Source organism: Pseudomonas sp. NPDC089428 (genome assembly GCF_044749325.1).
Lineage (GTDB): Bacteria > Pseudomonadota > Gammaproteobacteria > Pseudomonadales > Pseudomonadaceae > Aquipseudomonas.
Map to the genome: position 1 here is coordinate 273430 of NZ_JBIVHT010000006.1, position 18983 is coordinate 292412.

Consider the following 18983-nt stretch of genomic DNA (forward strand, 5'->3'; position numbering starts at 1 on the left):
TCAACCGCCTACAGGCAGGTACAATGTAGGTCTTTCCCTGCCTTGCGAATTACCCCATGTCTGAACCCGTGCGCCTGTCCAAACGCCTCATCGAGCAGCTTGGTTGCTCCCGCCGTGAGGCCGAGCTGTATATCGAAGGAGGCTGGGTCACGGTCGATGGCGTGGTGGTCGAGCAACCCCAGTTCAAGGTCGACGGCCAGCGAGTCGAACTGCTGCCGGGGGCACGCGCCGAGGCATTGGACCCGGTCACCCTGCTGATGCATCAAGCGGCTGGTGTCGACAGCGAAACCGCCCGCACCACTATCAACATGGGCAACCTCAGCGAGGCTCACCGCGAAGGCGTACGGCCGTTGCACGGGCATTTTGCCCGGTTGTCCTGCCTGGCTCCGCTGGAGCGTGGTGCCAGCGGCCTGCAGGTGTACACCCAGGACTGGCGGGTTACCCGCAAGATCGACGCCGACCTGCGCCGCATGGAGCAGGAATACATCATTGAAGTGCGCGGTGAAACCACGCCCCAGGCCTTGGAGCGCCTGGCGCGCGGTGCCACGCGCAACGACCGGGAGCTGCCAAAGGCCAAGGCCAGCTGGCAGAACGAGACCCACCTGCGCCTGGTCGTTAAAAACCCGCAACCCGGGCAGATCGCCGAGCTGTGCGCCTACCTGCGCCTGGAAGTGCTGGGCATGCGCCGCATTCGCCTGGGGGGGGTGTCGATGGGCAAGCTGCCCGTGGGGCAGTGGCGTTACCTGGCAGCCACCGAACGTTTCTAAGCAATGCGCCACGCACCGTCGTGGCTACTGAACAGGATTTTGCAGCAATGAACCACAACGATGTCCTGCGCAGCCTGCGCTACATGCTCAAGGTGAACGACGCCAAGATGGCCGAAATCATCGCGCTGTCCGGCCTCGAGGTTAACCCGATCGTGCTCGCTACCTACTTGAAGAAGGAAGACGAAGCCGGTTTCGTGCGCTGCCCGGAGCGGGTCATGGCGCACTTCCTGGACGGCTTGGTAATCCATCGCCGTGGCAAGGACGACAGCCGCCCACCGCAGCCGGTGGAGTTGCCGGTAACCAACAACACCATCCTGAAAAAGCTGCGGGTAGCCTTCGAACTCAAGGAGGAAGACCTGCACGCCATCCTCAAGGCGGTCAATTTCCCGGTGTCCAAGCCCGAGCTCAGCGCGCTGTTCCGCAAGGTCGGGCATGACAACTACCGCCCGTGCGGCGACCAGCTGCTGCGCAATTTCCTCAAGGGCCTGACCCTGCGCGTGCGCGGCTGAGTGGCCATGCAGCATACAGTTGCACCGGTCGGCATCGTCCGCTCCTGCTTCAAGGAAAAGTTCGCCATCCCGCGCCAGCCCCAGCTGGCGCCCGCCGCCCGCGGGGTGCTGGAGCTGCTGCCGCCGTTCGATCAGGGCGATGCGGTAGCCGGGCTGGAGCAGGTCAGCCATGTCTGGCTGCTGTTCCTGTTCCACCAGGCACTGGAAGACAAGCCACGCCTGAAAGTGCGCCCGCCGCGCCTGGGTGGCAACAAGAGCATGGGCGTGTTCGCCACCCGCGCCACCCACCGCCCCAACGGCATCGGCCAGTCGGTGGTGCGGCTGGAGGGCGTGGAGCCGGGGCGCCTGTTGCTGTCAGGGATCGACCTGCTGGACGGTACGCCGGTGCTGGATATCAAACCCTATGTGCCTTACGCCGACAGCGTGGCCGGGGCGAGCAACCTGATGGCCAGTGATGCACCGGTCGCGATTGCCGTTGGCTGGAGCGACACTGCCCTGCCCCAGGCCCATGAGCATGGGCTGCGGCTTGGCGAACCGTTGGTGGAGCTGATCGAGCAATGCCTGGCACAGGATCCGCGCCCGGCCTATCAGGTGCCACCGCCGGAGCGGGTGTACGGGGTGAAGTTCTGGGACGTGCAGGTCCGCTGGCACTACCCGCAACCGGATCAGATCCAGGTACTGGAAGTCGTTCGGGAAAATTGAACATTGCCACCTTGCAGGCATAAAAAAACGCAGACCCAGGTCTGCGTTTTTTCGTTGCCGTGTTCGTCTTACTTCTCGACGAAGGCACGCTCGATCAGGTAGTCACCCGGTTCGCGCATACGTGGGGAGACCTTCAGGCCGAAGCTGTCGAGTACTTCGCTGGTCTCGTCGAGCATGCTCGGGCTGCCGCAGATCATCGCGCGGTCGTCCTCTGGGTTGATCGGTGGCAAGCCGATATCGCTGAACAGCTTGCCACTGCGCATCAGGTCGGTCAGGCGGCCCTGGTTTTCGAACGGCTCGCGGGTCACGGTCGGGTAGTAGATCAGCTTGTCGCGGACCGACTCACCGAAAAACTCGTTCTGCGGCAGGTGCTCGGTGATGAACTCGCGGTAGGCCACTTCGTTGACGTAACGCACACCGTGAACCAGGATCACTTTTTCAAAGCGCTCGTAGGTTTCCGGGTCCTGGATGACGCTCATGAACGGCGCCAGGCCGGTGCCGGTGCTCAGCAGGTACAGGTGCTTGCCCGGCTTCAGGTCGTCGAGGACCAGGGTACCGGTTGGCTTCTTGCTGATGATGATCTCGTCGCCTTCCTTCAGGTGCTGCAGCTGCGAGGTCAGCGGGCCGTCCGGGACCTTGATGCTGAAGAACTCCAGGTGCTCTTCCCAGTTCGGCGAAGCGATGGAATAGGCGCGCATGAGCGGACGGCCGTTTTCCTGTTGCAGGCCGATCATCACGAACTGACCGTTCTCGAAGCGCAGGCCCGGGTCGCGGGTGCACTTGAAGCTGAACAGGGTGTCGTTCCAGTGGTGCACACTGAGGACACGTTCGTGGTTCATGTTGCTCATCTAAGGGGCTCCTGAAGAAAAACGCAGCGCGCAAGACGCGCAGTTGCGCGATAGTTTAGGGGCAGCCACAATATCTGTTAACTGAATTATCAAGATATGTGTTATCGGTTATATAGATATGCGATTTACACTTCGTCAGCTGCAGGTATTCGTCGCCGTGGCCCAGCACCAGAGTGTGTCGCGGGCGGCCAGCGTGCTCGCGCTTTCTCAATCGGCGGCGAGCACCTCCATAACCGAACTTGAGCGGCAATCGAGCTGCCAGCTGTTCGACCGCGCCGGCAAACGCCTGGCCCTCAATGCCTTGGGCCATCAGTTGCTGCCCCAGGCCGTTGCCCTGCTTGACCAGGCCAAGGAAATCGAAGACCTGCTCAATGGCAAGTCCGGTTTCGGCTCGCTGGCGGTCGGCGCAACGCTGACCATCGGTAACTACCTCGCCACCCTGCTGATCGGCAGCTTCATGCAGGTCCACCCGGAGAGCCAGGTGAAACTGCATGTGCAGAACACTGCGCATATCGTGCACCAGGTCGCGCAATACGAAATTGATCTAGGTCTGATCGAAGGTGACTGCAACCACCCGGACCTGGAAGTGCAGCCGTGGGTCGAAGACGAACTGGTGGTGTTCTGCGCCCCGCAACATCCACTGGCCAAGGCCGGTCGCGCCGATATCGAAGCCCTGTCGCAGGAAGCCTGGATCCTGCGCGAGCAGGGTTCTGGCACACGCCTGACCTTTGACCAGTCCATGCGTCATCACCGCACCAGCCTGAACATCCGCCTGGAGCTGGAACACACCGAGGCAATCAAGCGTGCCGTGGAGTCAGGCCTGGGTATCGGCTGCATTTCACGCCTGGCCCTGCGCGATGCCTTCCGCCGCGGCAGCCTGGTACCGGTCGAGACACCGGAGCTGGACCTGATGCGCCAGTTCTACTTCATCTGGCACAAGCAGAAATACCAGACCTCGGCGATGCGTGAGTTCCTGGAGTTGTGCCGCAACTTCACTGCGGGCTTTACCCGCAGTGATGAGATCGTCTTGCCGCCGATCGCTTAAAGCAGAATCACACCCCACACCAGCGCAACCATGGTCAGCGCCACCAGCTGCGCGGCGCTGCCCATGTCCTTGGCGTTCTTCGACAACGGGTGGCGCTCCAGCGAGATACGATCGATGGCCGCTTCCACTGCCGAGTTGAAGAGCTCGACGATCAGGCCAAGCAAGCACACGGCGATCATGATTGCCCGCTCCGCACGGCTGACCGGCAGCCAGAAAGAGATCGGGATCAGCAACACGTTGAGCAGTACCAGCTGGCGGAAGGCAGCCTCCCCCTTGAAGGCGGCGCGCAGACCGTCCAGCGAGTAGCCGGCAGCGTTAAAGATGCGTTTCAGGCCGGTCTGGCCTTTGAATGGCGATGGAGTCATGTGAGTCACTTCACAACAGAAAGGCCAGCAGACTAGTGCGGCACGGGTCAAAAAAGCGTGAATCCAGACGCCGTCAGCTACTGGCAACCGATTCAAGTTGTTGCAGCAACAGCGCGGCCTGGGTGCGGGTGCGTACGCCCAGCTTACGGAAGATAGCCGTTACGTGGGCCTTGATGGTCGCTTCAGACACACTCAGCTCATAGGCGATCTGCTTGTTCAGCAAACCCTCACAGACCATGGTCAGCACGCGGAACTGCTGTGGGGTGAGGCTGGCAAGCCCTTCGCTAGCGGCCTTGGCTTCGGCCGAGACATCGACCTTTTCGAAGGCTTGCGGTGGCCACCAGACGTCGCCATCGAGCACTTTCCTCACCGCATCCTGAATGACTTCAAGGCCGCTGGACTTCGGAATGAAGCCGCTGGCACCGAACTCGCGGGACTTGACCACCACTGCGGCCTCCTCCTGCGCCGAGACCATCACCACTGGAATCTGCGGGTACTGGCCGCGGAGCAGGACCAGACCGGAGAAGCCATAGGCGCCCGGCATGTTCAAGTCCAGGAGGACCAGGTCCCAGTCGGCTTTTTCGCTCAGGCGGGTTTCCAGTTCAGCGATGCTCGCCACTTCAACCAGGCGCACGTCGGCACCCAGGCCGAGGGTAACGGCCTGGCGCAGAGCGCTACGAAACAGCGGGTGGTCATCGGCAATCAGGATTTCGTATGTGGCCATCGATCTATGGATCCTGTTCAGTGCCAGGCGCATGCGGGGGGGTGAAGCGCCTGGCGGGGAATCGGCGCCAAGGATGCCGAGCACGGCCGCAGGTGGTCAAGCCAACTACCCTGCCGTCTCGCCCACCCTGGCTGCCAGCCCCGTCATTATGAACCAAAGTGAGACGTCTGCCCCTTGGACTATAGGAAGGTATGCAAACGCTGGTGGATGTCATCCTGATCATCCAGCGGCAGGCGACGCTTGCCGCTCAGATAATGCAGGCTGAACACGTCCAGATAGGCATCCAGCGCCTGGGACGCTTGATTGTCACCTGCCAGGTCCAGGCACATGGCAGCCACTTCGGCTGTGCAGAAATGGTCGTCGCGCTTGGACCGGCGAAGGCGATAGCGCGACATCTGCTCAGCTTGCAGGCTCAGCACCGGAAAGCGATCAAGATACGGGCTCTTGCGAAACATCTTGCGGGCTTCGGTCCAGGTGGCATCGAGCAGGATGAACAACGGGCGCTTGCCAGGTTCGCGCACGACCTCGCTGACCACCCGCTCCTGGGCGACGAATTCGCCGGGGAAGACGATATAAGGCTGCCACTGCGGGTCGTCGAGCAACGCCAGCAGGCGCTCGTCCACCGAGGTACGCAGCCAGCCAAAGGCGCAGGTGTCTTCGATCAGGTCGGCGATCAGCCAGCCGGTGTTGGTCGGTTTCAATGGCTCAGTGTCATGCATGATCAGACACACGCCGGAGTCGGCCTGCACCTTGGGCTTCCACGCACACAGGCAGTGGGTGGCGATCACCCGGCAATCGGGGCAACGCTCGGCGCGTGAACCACGGGCAATAAAAGGTTTGTTGCTACGCGCCAGGCGCTCGGCACGCAGGCGTGCTACCGCGTGGCTCATGCTGGCAAGCCTGTGGACGGGTTGTGACTGGACACTGCAGGGACTCGAAAGAAACAAAGCGCCAGTCTACCAGAGCAAGCGCCATTTGGCCGTGCAGCGAAGCCAGCCGGTCCCTTATAATCGGCGACATTGGCCACCGTGAATTTGTCTGCTATGCAGCGGCTTTCATGGAACGCCCGCCGCCGGCGCATGTCAAAGCGCCAGTTATCGAACCAGGAGAGATCCATGCTGCGTCTTATCGTCCCGACCCTGAGCCTGTTGCTCACCCTGCCACTGGCAGCCCAGGCTGCCTCCAAGCAGGAGTTCGAGCTGAACAAGCTGCTGCAGAAGGTCGCCACGGAAAGCAGTGTCGGCACCCCACGCGCCATCAACGAAGACATCCTCGATCAGGGCTATACCGTTGAAGGCAAGGCACTGGTCAACCACCTCAGCGTACGCGCCGAGCATGCTGCACGCATGCAGCAGAACCCGGCGCAAGTCCGCAGCCAACTGGGTGACAGCGTATGCCGCAACAGTGGTTACCGTAACCTGATGTCAAAAGGTGCGGTGATGGTCTATCGCTTCACCGTGTACAAGACCAACCAGCCGGTCATGGACCAGGCCTTCGATGCTGCCAGTTGCACCGCTGGCAACAAAAAGAAGTGACTAGATAACCCGCTCTCCCTCGGCGCGCCGCGGCTCTTCGTCGGCGCGCATCTCCGCCAGCAGCGCCTGCAGGTAGCGTGACTGGCACTCAAGTGCTGCCAGCCTGCGACGGCACTCCGCTTCCAGGCTCACATGGTGATCCTGGGCCGCATTTTCCAGCAGTTGATAGAGCTGCCGGTCTACCTCGATGACCAAGCGATGCATACGCCACCTCCTGCATCGACACGTTTCGCTTCTCCAGTTAACCAAACCCTCGCCAGGGCTGTTCGCAGGCCGACGAGTGGCCACGGAAATCGCGCCTGCACTATCCGGCGCAACGGTCTAGATTGATAGCGAAGACCCAAAAAACGACACACTGGACTGACACCCCTGCACCACGGCCTTAAAGGCCTACTGCAATGCTCGGGATGCACACTCGAGTCACGGCAGCCAGCGACACACGTAGTGTCGCGGCCGAGCCACACCATCGGCCCGGTCAGAGGATTTGCTGCAGAAGGAGACGTTGAATGCCTTACCAATCGAATGAACACCTGTTCAATCATTTCAAGGACCACGGCATCGACCTGAGCAAGATCGACCAGCAGTTGCAACTGGTCGCACCGAACAGCCCCAACCTGCCGCTTTACCGCGACATGATGCTCACGGTCTTGCGCATGGCCCATGACGACAGCGACCGCTGGAGCGCCAAGATCACCTTGCAAGCCTTGCGCGAACTGGACCACTCGTTCCGCATGCTCCAGCGCTACCGAGGGCGGCGCAAAGTCACGGTGTTCGGCTCGGCACGCACCCCCGTGGAACACCCGATGTACGCCCTGGCTCGCGAGCTGGGGGCGACCCTCGCCCGCTCCGAACTGATGGTCATTACCGGGGCCGGCGGCGGCATCATGGCGGCGGCCCATGAAGGCGCCGGCAGTGACCATAGCCTGGGTTTCAACATCACCCTGCCCTTCGAGCAGCATGCCAATGCCACGGTGGATGGCACCGACAAGCTGCTGCCCTTCCACTTCTTCTTCATTCGCAAGCTGTTCTTCGTCAAGGAAGCCGATGCACTGGTGCTCTGCCCCGGCGGCTTCGGCACCCTGGATGAGGCGCTTGAAGTACTGACGCTGATCCAGACCGGCAAGAGTCCACTGGTGCCGGTGGTACTGCTGGACTCACCCGGTGGCACGTTCTGGCGTGATTGCCTGGCGTTCATCAGCCGCCAGCTCGAAGAAAACCGCTACATCCTGCCCAGTGACCTGAAGCTGCTACGGCTGGTTTACAGCGCCGATGAGGCCGTGGAGGAAATCAACCAGTTCTACAGCAATTACCACTCCAGCCGCTGGCTGAAGAACCAGTTCGTGATCCGCATGCACCATCGGCTCAGCGAGGCCGCACTGCATGACATTCAGGAGGGGTTTGCCGACTTGCGCCTGAGTGGCCGGTATCACCAACACGCCGATAGCGGCGCCGAACATGAGGTGGGCAACTTCAGCCACCTGACGCGGCTGACGTTTGCCTTCAATGGCCGTGACCAGGGGCGCCTGCGGGAACTGGTCGATTTCATCAACTTGCCAGAAAACTGGGCCAAGCCGGAGCCTATGCATACCACCCAGCGGGCGCGGGAGGCGCTGAAGGTCAGCTGAATGGCAAATTTCGCAGTAACGCAAATGGCCTCATCGCCGGCGTGCCGGCGATGAGGCCATTTGACTAGTAATCATCCAGATCCCGGCCACTGAGCAGCCGGCCGATCATGTCCATGGGGAAACCGCGGTAGGCAAGGAACCGTGTCTGCTGGGCTCGACTACGTGGATCCTGGGGGCGTTGCCCAGCGAATTTACGCTGCCAGGTATCCCGTAGCAGTGCTGCCCAATCCACGTCGCTTTCACGCAGGGCCTGCTCGATGTCACTTCGGTTCAGCCCGCGCTGGCCAAGTTCCTCGCGAATACGCGCAGGACCATAGCCGGCACCGGAACGATATCGGATGAAACTCTCGAGATAACGGGCTTCGCTAAGCAGCCCTTCTTCGGCGAGCCGATCGAGCGCAGGCTCGATCAGTTCATCCGGGGCACCGCGCTGACGCAACTTGCGCGTCAGCTCGACGCGACCATGCTCGCGTCGTGCGAGCAGGTCCATGGCTGTCCGCCTGACGGCGACGGGGGTGTCGAGTACGGCGGACATACCAACAGCTATCAATAACCGGCGTCGGCGTCAGCCATGTCGTCGGCATCGGCTTCAGCGGCAGCAGCCTTGCCAGCTTCGGCAACGGCACCGGCCTTGAGCAGCTTCTCGCGAATCTGCTTCTCGATCTCGGCACCAATAGCCGGATTCTCTTGCAGGTACTTGGCTGCGTTGGCCTTGCCTTGGCCGATCTTGTTGCCTTGGTAGGCGTACCAGGCGCCGGACTTCTCCACCAGGCCTTGGGAAACACCCAGGTCAATGATTTCGCCGTTACGGTAGATACCCTTGCCGTAAAGGATCTGGAACTCGGCCTGACGGAACGGAGGCGAGACCTTGTTCTTGACGATCTTGACGCGGGTTTCGCTGCCGACCACTTCGTCGCCCTCCTTGACCGCGCCGGTACGGCGGATGTCCAGGCGCACCGAGGCGTAGAACTTCAGGGCGTTACCACCAGTGGTGGTTTCCGGGCTGCCGAACATCACGCCGATCTTCATACGGATCTGGTTGATGAAGATGACCAGGCAGTTGGCGTTCTTGATGTTACCGGTGATCTTGCGCAGCGCCTGGGACATCAGACGGGCCTGCAGGCCGACGTGCATGTCGCCCATTTCGCCTTCGATCTCAGCCTTTGGCACCAGTGCCGCCACGGAGTCGACAATGATCACGTCGACGGCGTTGGAGCGCACCAGCATATCGGTGATTTCCAGGGCCTGTTCGCCGGTGTCCGGCTGCGAGACCAGCAGGTCGTCGACGTTGACGCCCAGCTTGCCGGCGTATTCAGGATCGAGGGCGTGTTCGGCGTCGACGAAGGCGCAGGTTGCGCCGTTTTTCTGGGCTTCGGCGATGACCGACAGGGTCAGCGTGGTTTTACCCGAGGATTCCGGGCCGTAGATTTCGACGATACGGCCTTTTGGCAGACCGCCGATGCCGAGCGCGATGTCCAGGCCCAGGGAGCCGGTGGAAATAGCCGGGATACCTTGGCGCTCGTGGTCGCCCATGCGCATGACCGCGCCTTTGCCGAATTGGCGTTCGATTTGACCCAGGGCCGCAGCCAAGGCGCGCTTCTTGTTGTCGTCCATTGAAATCCTCACGTGTTCGACTTGGCCCTGACGGCCGGAATACCTGTATAAGTAGCCAGTATTATTCCACAGGCAAGCGCCCGAGCAAACCCCTGTCGTCGATTTACTCGGCACCAAGCTGTAACAAGCCGTCTAACGCGGCGATCACCGTCTGTCGGCGCACCGCTTCGCGGTCACCGTCGAAGTGCCGGCGCTCACTGCTGACGTGGCGGCCATCGGCCCAGGCCAGCCACACGGTCCCCACCGGTTTGGCCGGCGAACCGCCGTCCGGCCCGGCCACGCCACTGACGGCCACGGCAAAGCGTGCACCACTGGCGGCCTGGGCACCACGGACCATGGCTTCGACCACCTCCTGGCTGACCGCGCCAACCTCGGCGAACAGCGCCTCGGGGACGTTCAGCTGGCGAGTTTTCTGGGCATTGGAATAGGTGACGTAACCGGCCTCGAACCAGGCCGAGCTACCGGGCACACGGGTAATAGCCTCGGCGATGCCACCGCCGGTGCACGATTCTGCGGTGGTCACCTGGGCGTTCAAGCGGCGCAGGTGTTCGCCTAGACGGGTGGAGAGAATGGTGATCGGGTCCATGGCGAGCTCCTTGAAGATTGCACAGTACCCTACCACCCTGATTCCACCAGGCAAGGGATCAAGGCCGTGACGCGCGCACATAATCCTGGCACGCACGCAGCGCTATCAGCCCTCGGTCCCCTTCATCGGTAATGGCGATAATTCGTCGAGCATGCGCCGGCTCAAGTCTGGCGTGTACGGTTGCATGATCCACGCCGCCGGCAGCGGCGGTGGCTGGCATTGCGCTGCAGACGGCGTCGCGCTCGACCAGGACCGACAGGCGCAGATCGGCAGTAGCAAGACGATCACGCAGGCGAGCCTGAGATTGTTGGACATCGGCAAGTTCCTTGAAATGACGGGTTTCACTTTCTTCCAGCTGCTGTTCGAGCGCCTGGCGCTGCCCACGCTCGGCAAGCAGCCGGGCAGCCTCGGCATCGGCCTGGGCTTGCGCCTGCTGCGCCAGTTGCCGCCCGTAGCGCCAGCCCTGCACCTGCCAGGCCAGCACTACGGACAGCATCAACAACAATGCGCCAATACCAAGTTGCAATCGGCTCAACACAACACCTCACGCGCCCGCGCCCAGAGTTTGAGACGGTCCTCCAAGCCATTGAGCCCCCCATTGATATGGCGCGTGATGCGGTTGAACTCGCCGCGGTCCGCCAGGGCGTTAAGCCCACGCGAATGCCAGAACCACGCCGCCGATTCGCAGGCCCAGCGCGGCTGCTCGAGCAGCTGTGGCTGCGCCAGCAGGCGCTCGTCGCCGAACAGTGCGCGGCTACAGGCCTGGTAGTTGTTGCGCCCGGTCACCTGGATCAGGCCGCGCCCGCAGTACAACTGGCCATCGCCATCGGCCTGCGGTGTATTGCCCAGGCGCAAGGCCAGGCTGCCGGTGTCGTAGCGCGCCAGGTAGCGCTCATTGCCCAGCTCCTTCACGTAGCGGAACTGGCCGGACTCATGGCCGACCTGGGCGATGAACGCCGCCACCCGCTTGGGGTTGTCGATTTCCCAGCGCGGCAGGGTGGCATTCAGTGCCGAAAGAAAAACGCCCGCAACGGGGCGGGCGTTCGGCAGAATTTGTAGCAATTGCGTTTCAGTGAGCATGTCTGCACTCCTTCCCTGTATCGTCCTTCAAGCCTTGATCGCGGCCTGTCGACGGGGCGCTGCCCCCTTGGCCTGTACCTTGCCCGCCTTGCCGCCATTACCCTGCACCGTGGTGCGCCAGCCCGAGGCGGTGAACACCTGCTCCACCGAATCGATCTGGTACTGCCCGTCGAGGCCATCGACAAAGCCCTGCAGGTCGATGCTGCGTTCGGCGAACAGGTCGGTACGCCCCGGCAGGTCCAGGCGCACTTGGGCAGTATCGCGGTTGAAACTGGCCAGGCGCGCCTTGGCCGCCTGCTCGGCAGCTGCGCGGTTGGGGTAGAGGTGACGGTCGGTATGCACTGGCCGCTGGCCTTCAACAGCCTCATCGTTGACCAACTCGACGGTCTTCGACTCACCACCGGCAGCGTCTTGATAACGGGTGCGCACGGCTTTGCGCGCCGCTTTGTCATCCAGGCGGAAATGCCACTGGCTGACCTCGTTGCGGGCGATGCCGACCATGCCCAGGGGTTTGCCGCTGGCGCTCTGCCCGGCCTGGCGCGGCAGCACCAGCAATTGCCCATCGGCGAGCTTGGCGGTGCAGTCGTACTGGCGGGCCAGGCGCGTGATGAAATTGAAATCCGATTCGTTGTACTGATCGACCCGCGGCACCTGCACAAGCACCGGGCAGGCCATCTGCCAGCCATTACGCGCGCCGATTTCGGCGACGATGCGCTGCAGCGGCACAGCCTCCCAGCTGCCACTGCGAATGGTCCTGCCACTGCCGCGCAGGTCACTGGCCTTGCCGCGAATTACCAAGGTATCGGGCGGACCGGACAGTTCGACCTCATCGACGGTATAACGCCCCAGCCGGGTCAGCGGCTGGCCGGCGTATCCCAGATGCACCTCGATCAGCGCACCGCGCGCCGGCAACGCCACAACGCCGTCGCGGGCGTCGATGCGCAGCTCGAAATCATCCGACTCCATGCCTGGTTTGTCGGTAGTGCGCAGCAGCAACAGGCGGTCATTGATCAGCGCAGTAATATCCTGGCCATCGGCCTGTATGCGAAATACGGGTTGCATGGCATCAGTCCCACAGCTGCACGACGCTGACCGCCGCCAGCGCCAGCGTCGGAAGGCGGATGGTCACACCACTGCGAAACGGCTGGGCCTCCTCGGCCAGCCCCTGGTTGGCTTGCAACACCGCCTCGACGCTGCCGTCGAGGTGCCCGTAATAGTGGTGGCAGAGGGTATCGAGCAGGTCGCCCTCAGACGTTTTGCAGGTCTTGTCCATAGCTGACGAACTCCAGTGAAAAACCTTGTTTGCGGGGAATACCACCGGCCAGCAAGGCGCCCTGCTCTTCCTCGATGCTGGTCAGGCACCAGGTGCCGAGCACTTCGCCATAACCGGTGGTCAGCGACAGCGGCAGCAACTGGCGACCAATGCCTCGTAGCGCCTGCAACTGGCCCAATCCGCCCTTGAAGCCAGGGAAGATCGCACCACGAATGCTGATGCTTTCTTCGCCCAGGCTCACCGCCTGCTGGGCGTTCTCGCGGCTCAGGCGATCCTGCCCGGCCCAGCGGAAACGCGTTTGCCGGCGCAACTGGTCGAAGGCGGCGGTGTCGAGGTTGAAGTAGTACGGCGCAGCGTTGGCCTTGAGTGGCTGCAGTACCAGCAGGTGCGGGAATGGCTTGATCGCCTCTGCCGCCGGGGTAACCTGCGGCGCGAAGCCGAAGGTCGAAAGCACACCGTTGGCGACCGAGCGCACATCCCCGATCACCCGGCGAATGGCCGCCCCGGCCTTGCCCAGGTGCTCAGCAAAGGCATCGACACGGTCTCGCACCTTGCGCACCACATCGAGGGTCTGGTCGTACTTGGCGATCACCTTGTCGACACGCTGCTTGGCCGAGTCGATGGCGCGCATCGTGCGCTGCAGGCGCCTGCCGATCTCCGGGCCGATCCAGGGCAGGGCTTCTAGTTCGCTGGCCGCCTCCCTGGCATGGCCGACCGCCTGGTTCATCGGGTCGAGCATGGCGTCGGCACGCCGACGCCCCTCCTCGCCCGCCTTGACCAGTGCATGCAGGCCACCTTGCAACTGCTCCAGGTAAGTCATGGGTCCTCCTCATGGCTGTGGTTGATCGGCCATCTGCACCGAACGCGCCTGGCGCATCAGGTCGTCGAGCACGCGGCGGGCGATGGTTTCCAGTTGTTGCAGGGTGGTCGGGTCGTCGAAGCTGTTGTTGAAGGTCACCGGCATGTTGGCGGTGAAGGTAAATTGCTGGTTGATGGTGGAAGGAGGGGCAGACTGCCATGATTGCTCAGGGGCAGAAGGCAGCAGCGAAGGCAGGTCTGCGCGCGCCTGCGGCACGTTCAGTGGAGTCGCAGGCCGACTGCTTGAGCCAGGCTCATCGTTTCCAGTGATGGATGCCACCGTACGTCCCAACCAGCCCCCCGCAGATTCACCGCCCATACCGCCCAGCACACCGCCGATCAAACCACCGATCGCAGTGCCGATGACCGGCACCACCGAGCCGAGCGCAGCGCCCGCTGCCGCGCCTGCCAGCGTGCCGCCCAGGCCTCCGGCAGCGCTGCCGTAGCCCTCCAGCTTCTGGGCGGGCGCGTCATCGCTGTTATAGGTTTCCACCATCTGCAAGGACGCATCCAGCAGCGCGGCACCGGGTACCTTCTTGAACAGAGTGCCAATCCCAGGCAGCCCAAAACCTGTGCCTTTCTTCAGCAGCGGGAGCGAGCTCCAGGCCCCAGGCGCCCCTGTTTCAGCCCCCTGCCCAATGGATTCTGGCGTTGCCGCTTCATCCCCTTGCTTCAAGACTGCTGGCGCCTCCTGAGACTGCGGCTGTGCCTGCGCTTTCGGCTCAAGCAAGCCGCTTGCAGCCCGTTCGCCAGCAGGGCCGGGCGTTACGCTCGCACTCGGTTCGGCCTTGGCATCCTGAGTTACCCAGTCATACAGCTTGCCTCCGACCAGCTTGCCGAAAGCGTCGCCCAGATAGGCACCGGCATCGGCGCCGTGCTTTCTGGCCAACCGACTTGTGGTCAGCCTGGCAAGCACAGCCCCCAGCACACGGCCGCCCACCTCGCCGACCGCAGCACCAACACCCAGCGCCTTTTCCTCGCCACTCTCGCCCTCTACCAACGCCTTGCCGACCTTGCCAATGGCATCCACTCGGTGCTCTTGCCATTCCTGGCCGGCAACCCTGGCGATCCTGCGCCGGGTGTTACGGGGTTGGCGCTGCAAGACTGCGCGAGCACCACGACGGCCAGCCAGCGCAGTCAACCCAAGCCCTGCAGCGACCACCGCAGCTCTGACCACGGCCATTTGCGATGGCTCCTGCTGCAACGTCTCAGGCGACGCATCTGCCGCTTGCGCAGCAGTACCGGCAGGCGTTGCGTCCGTTTCCGGCTGAGCGTTGACATCCTCGGTAGCCCAGGCATACAGCGTTCCAGCGACCCGTTTGCCAAACGCTTCGCCCAGATAGGCACCCGCTTCGCCGCCATGCTTTCTGGCCAACCGACTTGTGGTCAGCCTGGCAAGCACAGCCCCCAGCACACGGCCGCCCACCTCGCCAACCGCAGCACCAACACCCTGCGCCTTTTCCTCGCCACTCTCGCCCTCTACAAACGCCTTGCCGACCTTGCCAATGGCATCCACTCGGTGCTCTTGCCATTCCTGGCCGGCAACTCTGGCGACCCTTTGCTGTGTGTTTCGGGGGTGGCGCCGCATGACTGCGCGAGCACCACGACGGCTAGCCAGCGCAGTCATTCCAAGCCCCGCAGCGACCAACGCACCTCTGGCCAGGACCACCTTGAACTCAGGGGAAGCCACTTTAGCCGGCACTGCAGCCTCTGAAAGCTGGCCAGTTGAAGTGCTCATCGCCTCTCGTGTCACAGAGAACGAAGAGCGGAACGTACTGGTGAGCAAGCTCGCCCTGAATGGTTTCAAGCGGGCCAACCCGGCGATTATCCGGTCCAGCATCAGGTAGTGCTGACGCAAACGCTCGACGGCTTCGACCTCATCGCCCAGCCGGGCAATCTGGTCTTCATGTTGCTGCTCCTGATCCAACGCCAGCTGGCGTTCGGCCTGGCGTACTTTGCCGAGCTCCAACCCCAGGCGAATCACCTCGCCGATGAGGCGGCCAAGCCGGGTGCCGTCCGCCTGCCTGCGCAGGCGTTCGACATCCCGGTGCAGATGCTCTATGGCAAGGCCCAGGGGGTTGACGACGGTGACGCTGAGCCCGAGGGGGAACACCTGTGTGTTCGCCATAGGTTCCTCCTAGTCACGGCGCGAGCCACCAGACCATGTCGCCGTACGACATGGTCATGATTTCGCTCGCGGAAAAGTTCAGCTCCTTGGCCAGCCGCTTTGCTGCGGCCTTCTGCCGGACCGGGTCAAAGTTCGTCGTCCTGCACCAGGCGAAAATAGCCGCTTTGCAGGCGGCCATAATCCTTCAGGGCAAGGCCTTCGAGATCCTTGATGCCGACCTCGGCCAGCGACGCGAACAGGTTCAGCTCGCGCTGCTCGTCATCGGCCGCACCACCGGCCTGCGCGTTGCGGATATCGCGCACGGTCGGTGCTCGCAGCGACAGGCTGTCGACCTGCACGCCGTTGGCTTCGCAAGGGCGCGACAGGCGCACGGTGACGCGGTCGTCGCTCAGGGTCAGCCATTGCGGCTGCTTTTTCGCGTGAGCCATGATCGCCTCCTTACAGGCCAAGCGCAGCGCGCTGTGCGGCCAGCTGGTCGACACCATCGATCACGCGCTTCATGCCCAGCGCGTCGATCTCGTAGATCAGGCGGCCATCGACTTCGAGCTTGTAGTAGGTCAGGCCGACGCTGTGCTTGATCTCGGCCTTGTCGCCGGACTTCCAGTCACCCATGTCGATTTCCTTCAGGGTGCCACGCAGGGTCACCACCACCGGATTGATCTTGCCCTTGAGGCCTTTGAAGGCGCCGCGGAAGGTGCCGTTGAAACCACTGCCATCGGTCAGGCCGAAGAACTTCAGCGCTTCACGGCGCACGCCAGTGGTGGTGAAGGCCGCTTCCTGCTTCTCCATGCCCAGGTCCATCTCGACCGGCATGTCCATGCCGCCGGGGCGGTGCTCTTCCATCTTCAGGGTGAGTTTGGGCAGGGTCAGACTGGGTACATCGCCCTGGAAGCTGACGCCATCGACGAACAGGTTCAGGTTGGCCAGGGTTTCGGGAATCATTGCCATGTAGATGCGCTCCTCAAGCGGCGGAATCGAGAACTTCGGTCAGCCACTGGTTAGTGACTTCAACGCGGAAATTGGGGTTTTCGGCAGGCGGCACGTCGGTGAAGCGGATGTTCCAGTACACCTTGCCCTGCTCCAGCTGGCTGGCAGTGTTCAGCTCCGGGTCGGCGAAGACTTCGAAGTTGATGATCGCGCCCTGGTTCTTCAGGTCGCGCATGAAGGCCTGCAGGCCTTCGGTGACGTCCTTGACGTAGGTGGCGGTGATGGCGCGGTCGACCGCCCACTTGTGGCCATAGAGAATCGCGTCCATGACGATGTCCATGGTCCGCACGCGGGTGACGAACGCCCATTTCGGGTCGCTGGACAGGGTGCGGTTGCCCCACAGGCGGAAGCCGTCATCGCGGATGATGGTGGCGATGTTGGCGTTGTTCAGCAGGTTGGCACGGCAGCTGTCGTCGCCATCGAGGAACTCCACCGGGCGGCTGGTACCGGTGATGCCGACGAATTCCTTGTTCGACGGCGAGGCCCAGAAGCCGTATTCGCTGTCGGTCCAGGCGAACAGGCCGGCGACCCAGGCCGATCCCGGCGCATCGACGGTGGCTTGCGCGCCGTTGTCCCAGTACTGCACGCCCGGGTCGACCAGGAAGGCGCGCTTGGCGCCGAAGTTCTCGGCATAGTCGATGGCCGCTTCGTCGGTGGTGTTGGGGCCGTCGATGATGGCGATGCCGCGCAGCTTGTCGGCCAGGGCTACCAATGCGGTGCCGACCGCCTGGGTGGCGCTGTGGCGTGGCGCGGCCAGCAGGCGCGGCTGGGCATTGAAACGGCTCTTGCCGTCGAGCAGCGCCTGCAGGCCGGTGCGCTTGCCGTCGGCCTGCACGCTGCCGATGATCGCTGCGGTCTGCTCGGCGGCATCGTCCAGCTTGGCTACGCCACAGGCGACGATCACTGCCTTGGCGCGGCTGTAGATGGCCCGGCAGGCCTTGGTGATGGCGGCGTTTTCGCCGAAGGCCGCGACCGCTTCACGCTCGCTGGTGATCAGCACCAGGTCGTTGGCCTTGGCCGTGGCGCCAGCGCCTTCGGTGAAGGTGTCGACCAGGCCGATGATCGAGGAAGAAGGCAGCGCGATGCTGCGGGCACCGGTGTCGACGTTGGTCACGGTGACGCCGTGGAAGAATCCAGTCATGTTTACTCCATATATACAAAGGCCCTGCAGTGCAGGGCCAAGGTGGTACAGCAGGAAAGAAAACGCCCCGTCGGTGCGGGGCGTCATTGGTCAGTGAGTCGGGCCGTGCTCAAAGTCAAACCAGCACGCCTTGCTCACCCTCATCCGCGTAAGCGGCAATGGCATCAATCTCGGCAACGAGCTGCATATACAGTTCGGACCGTGGCTCATCATCAAGGTCAGCCAGCTGAAACTTACGCATGCGTAGAGCGCCAATGTCCTCTTGCGCCTGGCGCAGAGTGGCCGCCTGTTCGAGAATTCGGTTGGCGGCGACCTTACTGCTCAAATCAGCCGCCTGCGCGAACGACGAAACCCAGTTGCCAGGATCACCTTCGTAACCTGAATTTTTGTAGGCTTGCGCAGCCTTCTCGCGCAAAGTGTATTCAGGCTCAAAGCGTGCCCATGTGGCGTAGACTTCCGCTACACGAGCGTCGATCTTTGCTGCCAACTCTTTGGTTGTTGGCCACACTACCTCCCGATCTCGCAAGCAAGGCGGGTTAGTGGTCCAGTCGATCATTTTACCTTTAGATTGTTTATCCAGAATCTCCTGATACTGTTCAAAGGTGATCTCTTCAGCGTCTTCCGGTAAATCTTTTGCCTGAAAAACGTCGGATGGAAAGAAACCTTGGCGTGAAGCGGATGAATAGTATCTGATCATACTCTGTACCTTTAATAACCGATGCAGAACCAGCAAACGGAACCTGCGGACGCTGTGTAGTTGTTTTGAACCCTAATTTGAGAGTTCGAGACGATGATTGTCCCCGGAGCTTGAGCGTCATTTGTAGACATGGTGACAAAATTCATTGTGGCAAATGCCCGTAATGGCGCACCTGGGAACGTGAGCGGCATCGTTACCAGCGCTGTAGGGCCGACCGAACCGACAGCATTTGATGCTTGTGGAACCTCCACAACGCCCCATTGAATAATTATTCCACCAGGGGTGCGCGCATATCCGTTAGCCGTAGAATCGTATCTATTCCACTGTAACTTTAGACGATCGATACCAGTACCATCGAGTGCCCAAGTGCTTTCACCATACCAGTAAGCATCCACATAGGTATCTGGTGGGATAGATAGGGTGGTGACAGTCCCGGCTGAGGCACTGGCCTGCATGACATTTGTACCTTGAACTCCCAAAGTTATCGAATTCGTACTCC

Annotated in this window: 24 protein-coding genes; 6 read left to right on the forward strand and 18 right to left on the reverse strand. The window is 62.2% G+C overall.

From position 1 onward, the window contains the following. Nucleotides 1-56 precede the first annotated feature (56 nt). From ACIPZ5_RS14490 to tsaA, 3 genes are read left to right on the forward strand one after another with little or no spacing between them, the layout of a single operon-like run. Nucleotides 57-767 (forward strand): rRNA pseudouridine synthase, encoded by a 711-nt coding sequence (locus tag ACIPZ5_RS14490; RefSeq protein ID WP_343598618.1) that lies wholly within the window; start codon nucleotides 57-59, stop codon nucleotides 765-767. Nucleotides 768-814: 47 nt separating this feature from the next. Continuing rightward, the gene (locus tag ACIPZ5_RS14495; RefSeq protein ID WP_085675653.1) at nucleotides 815-1276 is read left to right on the forward strand and encodes a DUF1456 family protein; all 462 of its coding nucleotides are present in this window, start codon (nucleotides 815-817) and stop codon (nucleotides 1274-1276) included. Between the two features lie 6 nt (nucleotides 1277-1282). After that, entirely contained in the window at nucleotides 1283-1978 is a 696-nt protein-coding gene (gene tsaA / locus ACIPZ5_RS14500; RefSeq protein WP_261942987.1) for a tRNA (N6-threonylcarbamoyladenosine(37)-N6)-methyltransferase TrmO, read from the forward strand. 68 nt (nucleotides 1979-2046) lie between these two features. Here the strand turns inward: tsaA and fpr are convergent, their stop codons facing one another. After that, nucleotides 2047-2826: a ferredoxin-NADP reductase gene (gene fpr, locus ACIPZ5_RS14505; RefSeq protein ID WP_027919982.1), complete on the reverse strand. Its 780-nt coding sequence runs from the start codon at nucleotides 2824-2826 to the stop codon at nucleotides 2047-2049. A gap of 118 nt (nucleotides 2827-2944) precedes the next feature. Between fpr and finR the strand changes: the two genes are divergently transcribed. Beyond that, nucleotides 2945-3871, forward strand: coding sequence for a LysR family transcriptional regulator FinR (finR, locus tag ACIPZ5_RS14510; protein WP_400809313.1), 927 nt, complete (start codon nucleotides 2945-2947; stop codon nucleotides 3869-3871). Here the strand turns inward: finR and ACIPZ5_RS14515 are convergent. The 3 genes from ACIPZ5_RS14515 to ACIPZ5_RS14525 all read right to left on the reverse strand — a co-directional run bounded on the left by ACIPZ5_RS14515 (nucleotide 3868) and on the right by ACIPZ5_RS14525 (nucleotide 5850). Beyond that, nucleotides 3868-4236 (reverse strand): diacylglycerol kinase, encoded by a 369-nt coding sequence (locus ACIPZ5_RS14515; protein ID WP_343598617.1) that lies wholly within the window; start codon nucleotides 4234-4236, stop codon nucleotides 3868-3870. The genes finR and ACIPZ5_RS14515 overlap by 4 nt on opposite strands. 73 nt (nucleotides 4237-4309) lie before the next feature. Then, nucleotides 4310-4960 (reverse strand): response regulator transcription factor ErdR, encoded by a 651-nt coding sequence (erdR, locus tag ACIPZ5_RS14520; RefSeq protein WP_159411748.1) that lies wholly within the window; start codon nucleotides 4958-4960, stop codon nucleotides 4310-4312. A gap of 179 nt (nucleotides 4961-5139) precedes the next feature. Further along, entirely contained in the window at nucleotides 5140-5850 is a 711-nt protein-coding gene (locus ACIPZ5_RS14525) for a tRNA-uridine aminocarboxypropyltransferase (RefSeq protein WP_343598616.1), read from the reverse strand. Nucleotides 5851-6075: 225 nt separating this feature from the next. Between ACIPZ5_RS14525 and ACIPZ5_RS14530 the strand changes: the two genes are divergently transcribed. Continuing rightward, nucleotides 6076-6495 carry a quorum-sensing-regulated virulence factor family protein gene (locus ACIPZ5_RS14530; RefSeq protein WP_313713253.1) on the forward strand — a complete coding sequence of 140 codons (420 nt, stop codon included), beginning with the start codon at nucleotides 6076-6078 and terminating at the stop codon, nucleotides 6493-6495. Here ACIPZ5_RS14530 and ACIPZ5_RS14535 read toward each other — a convergent pair whose 3' ends face one another. Next, nucleotides 6496-6699, reverse strand: a complete 204-nt coding sequence (locus ACIPZ5_RS14535; protein WP_261942983.1) for a hypothetical protein — start codon at nucleotides 6697-6699, stop codon at nucleotides 6496-6498. It lies immediately after the preceding gene. 302 nt (nucleotides 6700-7001) lie between these two features. On the opposite strand from ACIPZ5_RS14535, the gene ACIPZ5_RS14540 reads away from it, so the two are divergent. Continuing rightward, nucleotides 7002-8120, forward strand: coding sequence for an LOG family protein (locus tag ACIPZ5_RS14540; RefSeq protein WP_261942982.1), 1119 nt, complete (start codon nucleotides 7002-7004; stop codon nucleotides 8118-8120). Nucleotides 8121-8184: 64 nt separating this feature from the next. Here ACIPZ5_RS14540 and recX read toward each other — a convergent pair whose 3' ends face one another. From recX to ACIPZ5_RS14605, 13 genes are all read right to left on the reverse strand, one after another. Further along, nucleotides 8185-8655, reverse strand: a complete 471-nt coding sequence (recX, locus tag ACIPZ5_RS14545; RefSeq protein ID WP_261942981.1) for a recombination regulator RecX — start codon at nucleotides 8653-8655, stop codon at nucleotides 8185-8187. A gap of 11 nt (nucleotides 8656-8666) precedes the next feature. Next, entirely contained in the window at nucleotides 8667-9734 is a 1068-nt protein-coding gene (gene recA / locus ACIPZ5_RS14550) for a recombinase RecA (RefSeq protein WP_261942980.1), read from the reverse strand. A gap of 103 nt (nucleotides 9735-9837) precedes the next feature. Beyond that, nucleotides 9838-10320, reverse strand: a complete 483-nt coding sequence (locus ACIPZ5_RS14555) for a CinA family protein (protein WP_400809319.1) — start codon at nucleotides 10318-10320, stop codon at nucleotides 9838-9840. Between the two features lie 58 nt (nucleotides 10321-10378). Then, on the reverse strand, nucleotides 10379-10816 hold the full coding sequence (locus ACIPZ5_RS14560; protein WP_400809374.1) for a lysis system i-spanin subunit Rz: 438 nt from the start codon (nucleotides 10814-10816) through the stop codon (nucleotides 10379-10381). Nucleotides 10817-10851: 35 nt separating this feature from the next. Then, nucleotides 10852-11400: a glycoside hydrolase family 19 protein gene (locus ACIPZ5_RS14565; RefSeq protein WP_400809321.1), complete on the reverse strand. Its 549-nt coding sequence runs from the start codon at nucleotides 11398-11400 to the stop codon at nucleotides 10852-10854. Nucleotides 11401-11427: 27 nt separating this feature from the next. Further along, nucleotides 11428-12462, reverse strand: a complete 1035-nt coding sequence (locus tag ACIPZ5_RS14570; protein ID WP_400809322.1) for a phage late control D family protein — start codon at nucleotides 12460-12462, stop codon at nucleotides 11428-11430. Between the two features lie 4 nt (nucleotides 12463-12466). Further along, nucleotides 12467-12673 carry a tail protein X gene (locus tag ACIPZ5_RS14575; protein ID WP_400809325.1) on the reverse strand — a complete coding sequence of 69 codons (207 nt, stop codon included), beginning with the start codon at nucleotides 12671-12673 and terminating at the stop codon, nucleotides 12467-12469. Beyond that, a complete protein-coding gene (locus ACIPZ5_RS14580) occupies nucleotides 12648-13493 on the reverse strand; it encodes a phage tail protein (protein WP_400809327.1) in 846 nt (281 codons plus the stop codon). The genes ACIPZ5_RS14575 and ACIPZ5_RS14580 overlap by 26 nt, the downstream gene beginning before the upstream one ends. A gap of 9 nt (nucleotides 13494-13502) precedes the next feature. Continuing rightward, complete coding sequence (locus ACIPZ5_RS14585; RefSeq protein ID WP_400809329.1) at nucleotides 13503-15659, reverse strand: hypothetical protein; 2157 nt, start codon at nucleotides 15657-15659, stop codon at nucleotides 13503-13505. A gap of 125 nt (nucleotides 15660-15784) precedes the next feature. After that, complete coding sequence (locus tag ACIPZ5_RS14590) at nucleotides 15785-16087, reverse strand: phage tail assembly protein (RefSeq protein WP_400809331.1); 303 nt, start codon at nucleotides 16085-16087, stop codon at nucleotides 15785-15787. 10 nt (nucleotides 16088-16097) lie between these two features. Then, nucleotides 16098-16607, reverse strand: a complete 510-nt coding sequence (locus ACIPZ5_RS14595) for a phage major tail tube protein (RefSeq protein WP_400809333.1) — start codon at nucleotides 16605-16607, stop codon at nucleotides 16098-16100. A 13-nt stretch (nucleotides 16608-16620) separates the two neighbouring features. Then, nucleotides 16621-17787 (reverse strand): phage tail sheath subtilisin-like domain-containing protein, encoded by a 1167-nt coding sequence (locus ACIPZ5_RS14600; protein WP_400809335.1) that lies wholly within the window; start codon nucleotides 17785-17787, stop codon nucleotides 16621-16623. Nucleotides 17788-17902: 115 nt separating this feature from the next. Next, on the reverse strand, nucleotides 17903-18484 hold the full coding sequence (locus tag ACIPZ5_RS14605) for a hypothetical protein (RefSeq protein ID WP_400809337.1): 582 nt from the start codon (nucleotides 18482-18484) through the stop codon (nucleotides 17903-17905). Nucleotides 18485-18983 lie beyond the last annotated feature (499 nt).

Bases quoted from the DNA above. Each gene is read 5' to 3' on its own strand.
- ACIPZ5_RS14490 (WP_343598618.1), top strand. From the start codon at position 57: ATGTCTGAACCCGTGCGCCTGTCCAAACGCCTCATCGAGCAGCTTGGT.
- ACIPZ5_RS14495 (WP_085675653.1), top strand. From the start codon at position 815: ATGAACCACAACGATGTCCTGCGCAGCCTGCGCTACATGCTCAAGGTG.
- tsaA (WP_261942987.1), top strand. From the start codon at position 1,283: ATGCAGCATACAGTTGCACCGGTCGGCATCGTCCGCTCCTGCTTCAAG.
- fpr (WP_027919982.1), bottom strand. From the start codon at position 2,826: ATGAGCAACATGAACCACGAACGTGTCCTCAGTGTGCACCACTGGAAC.
- finR (WP_400809313.1), top strand. From the start codon at position 2,945: ATGCGATTTACACTTCGTCAGCTGCAGGTATTCGTCGCCGTGGCCCAG.
- ACIPZ5_RS14515 (WP_343598617.1), bottom strand. From the start codon at position 4,236: ATGACTCCATCGCCATTCAAAGGCCAGACCGGCCTGAAACGCATCTTT.
- erdR (WP_159411748.1), bottom strand. From the start codon at position 4,960: ATGGCCACATACGAAATCCTGATTGCCGATGACCACCCGCTGTTTCGT.
- ACIPZ5_RS14525 (WP_343598616.1), bottom strand. From the start codon at position 5,850: ATGAGCCACGCGGTAGCACGCCTGCGTGCCGAGCGCCTGGCGCGTAGC.
- ACIPZ5_RS14530 (WP_313713253.1), top strand. From the start codon at position 6,076: ATGCTGCGTCTTATCGTCCCGACCCTGAGCCTGTTGCTCACCCTGCCA.
- ACIPZ5_RS14535 (WP_261942983.1), bottom strand. From the start codon at position 6,699: ATGCATCGCTTGGTCATCGAGGTAGACCGGCAGCTCTATCAACTGCTG.
- ACIPZ5_RS14540 (WP_261942982.1), top strand. From the start codon at position 7,002: ATGCCTTACCAATCGAATGAACACCTGTTCAATCATTTCAAGGACCAC.
- recX (WP_261942981.1), bottom strand. From the start codon at position 8,655: ATGTCCGCCGTACTCGACACCCCCGTCGCCGTCAGGCGGACAGCCATG.
- recA (WP_261942980.1), bottom strand. From the start codon at position 9,734: ATGGACGACAACAAGAAGCGCGCCTTGGCTGCGGCCCTGGGTCAAATC.
- ACIPZ5_RS14555 (WP_400809319.1), bottom strand. From the start codon at position 10,320: ATGGACCCGATCACCATTCTCTCCACCCGTCTAGGCGAACACCTGCGC.
- ACIPZ5_RS14560 (WP_400809374.1), bottom strand. From the start codon at position 10,816: ATGCTGTCCGTAGTGCTGGCCTGGCAGGTGCAGGGCTGGCGCTACGGG.
- ACIPZ5_RS14565 (WP_400809321.1), bottom strand. From the start codon at position 11,400: ATGCTCACTGAAACGCAATTGCTACAAATTCTGCCGAACGCCCGCCCC.
- ACIPZ5_RS14570 (WP_400809322.1), bottom strand. From the start codon at position 12,462: ATGCAACCCGTATTTCGCATACAGGCCGATGGCCAGGATATTACTGCG.
- ACIPZ5_RS14575 (WP_400809325.1), bottom strand. From the start codon at position 12,673: ATGGACAAGACCTGCAAAACGTCTGAGGGCGACCTGCTCGATACCCTC.
- ACIPZ5_RS14580 (WP_400809327.1), bottom strand. From the start codon at position 13,493: ATGACTTACCTGGAGCAGTTGCAAGGTGGCCTGCATGCACTGGTCAAG.
- ACIPZ5_RS14585 (WP_400809329.1), bottom strand. From the start codon at position 15,659: ATGGCGAACACACAGGTGTTCCCCCTCGGGCTCAGCGTCACCGTCGTC.
- ACIPZ5_RS14590 (WP_400809331.1), bottom strand. From the start codon at position 16,087: ATGGCTCACGCGAAAAAGCAGCCGCAATGGCTGACCCTGAGCGACGAC.
- ACIPZ5_RS14595 (WP_400809333.1), bottom strand. From the start codon at position 16,607: ATGGCAATGATTCCCGAAACCCTGGCCAACCTGAACCTGTTCGTCGAT.
- ACIPZ5_RS14600 (WP_400809335.1), bottom strand. From the start codon at position 17,787: ATGACTGGATTCTTCCACGGCGTCACCGTGACCAACGTCGACACCGGT.
- ACIPZ5_RS14605 (WP_400809337.1), bottom strand. From the start codon at position 18,484: ATGATCAGATACTATTCATCCGCTTCACGCCAAGGTTTCTTTCCATCC.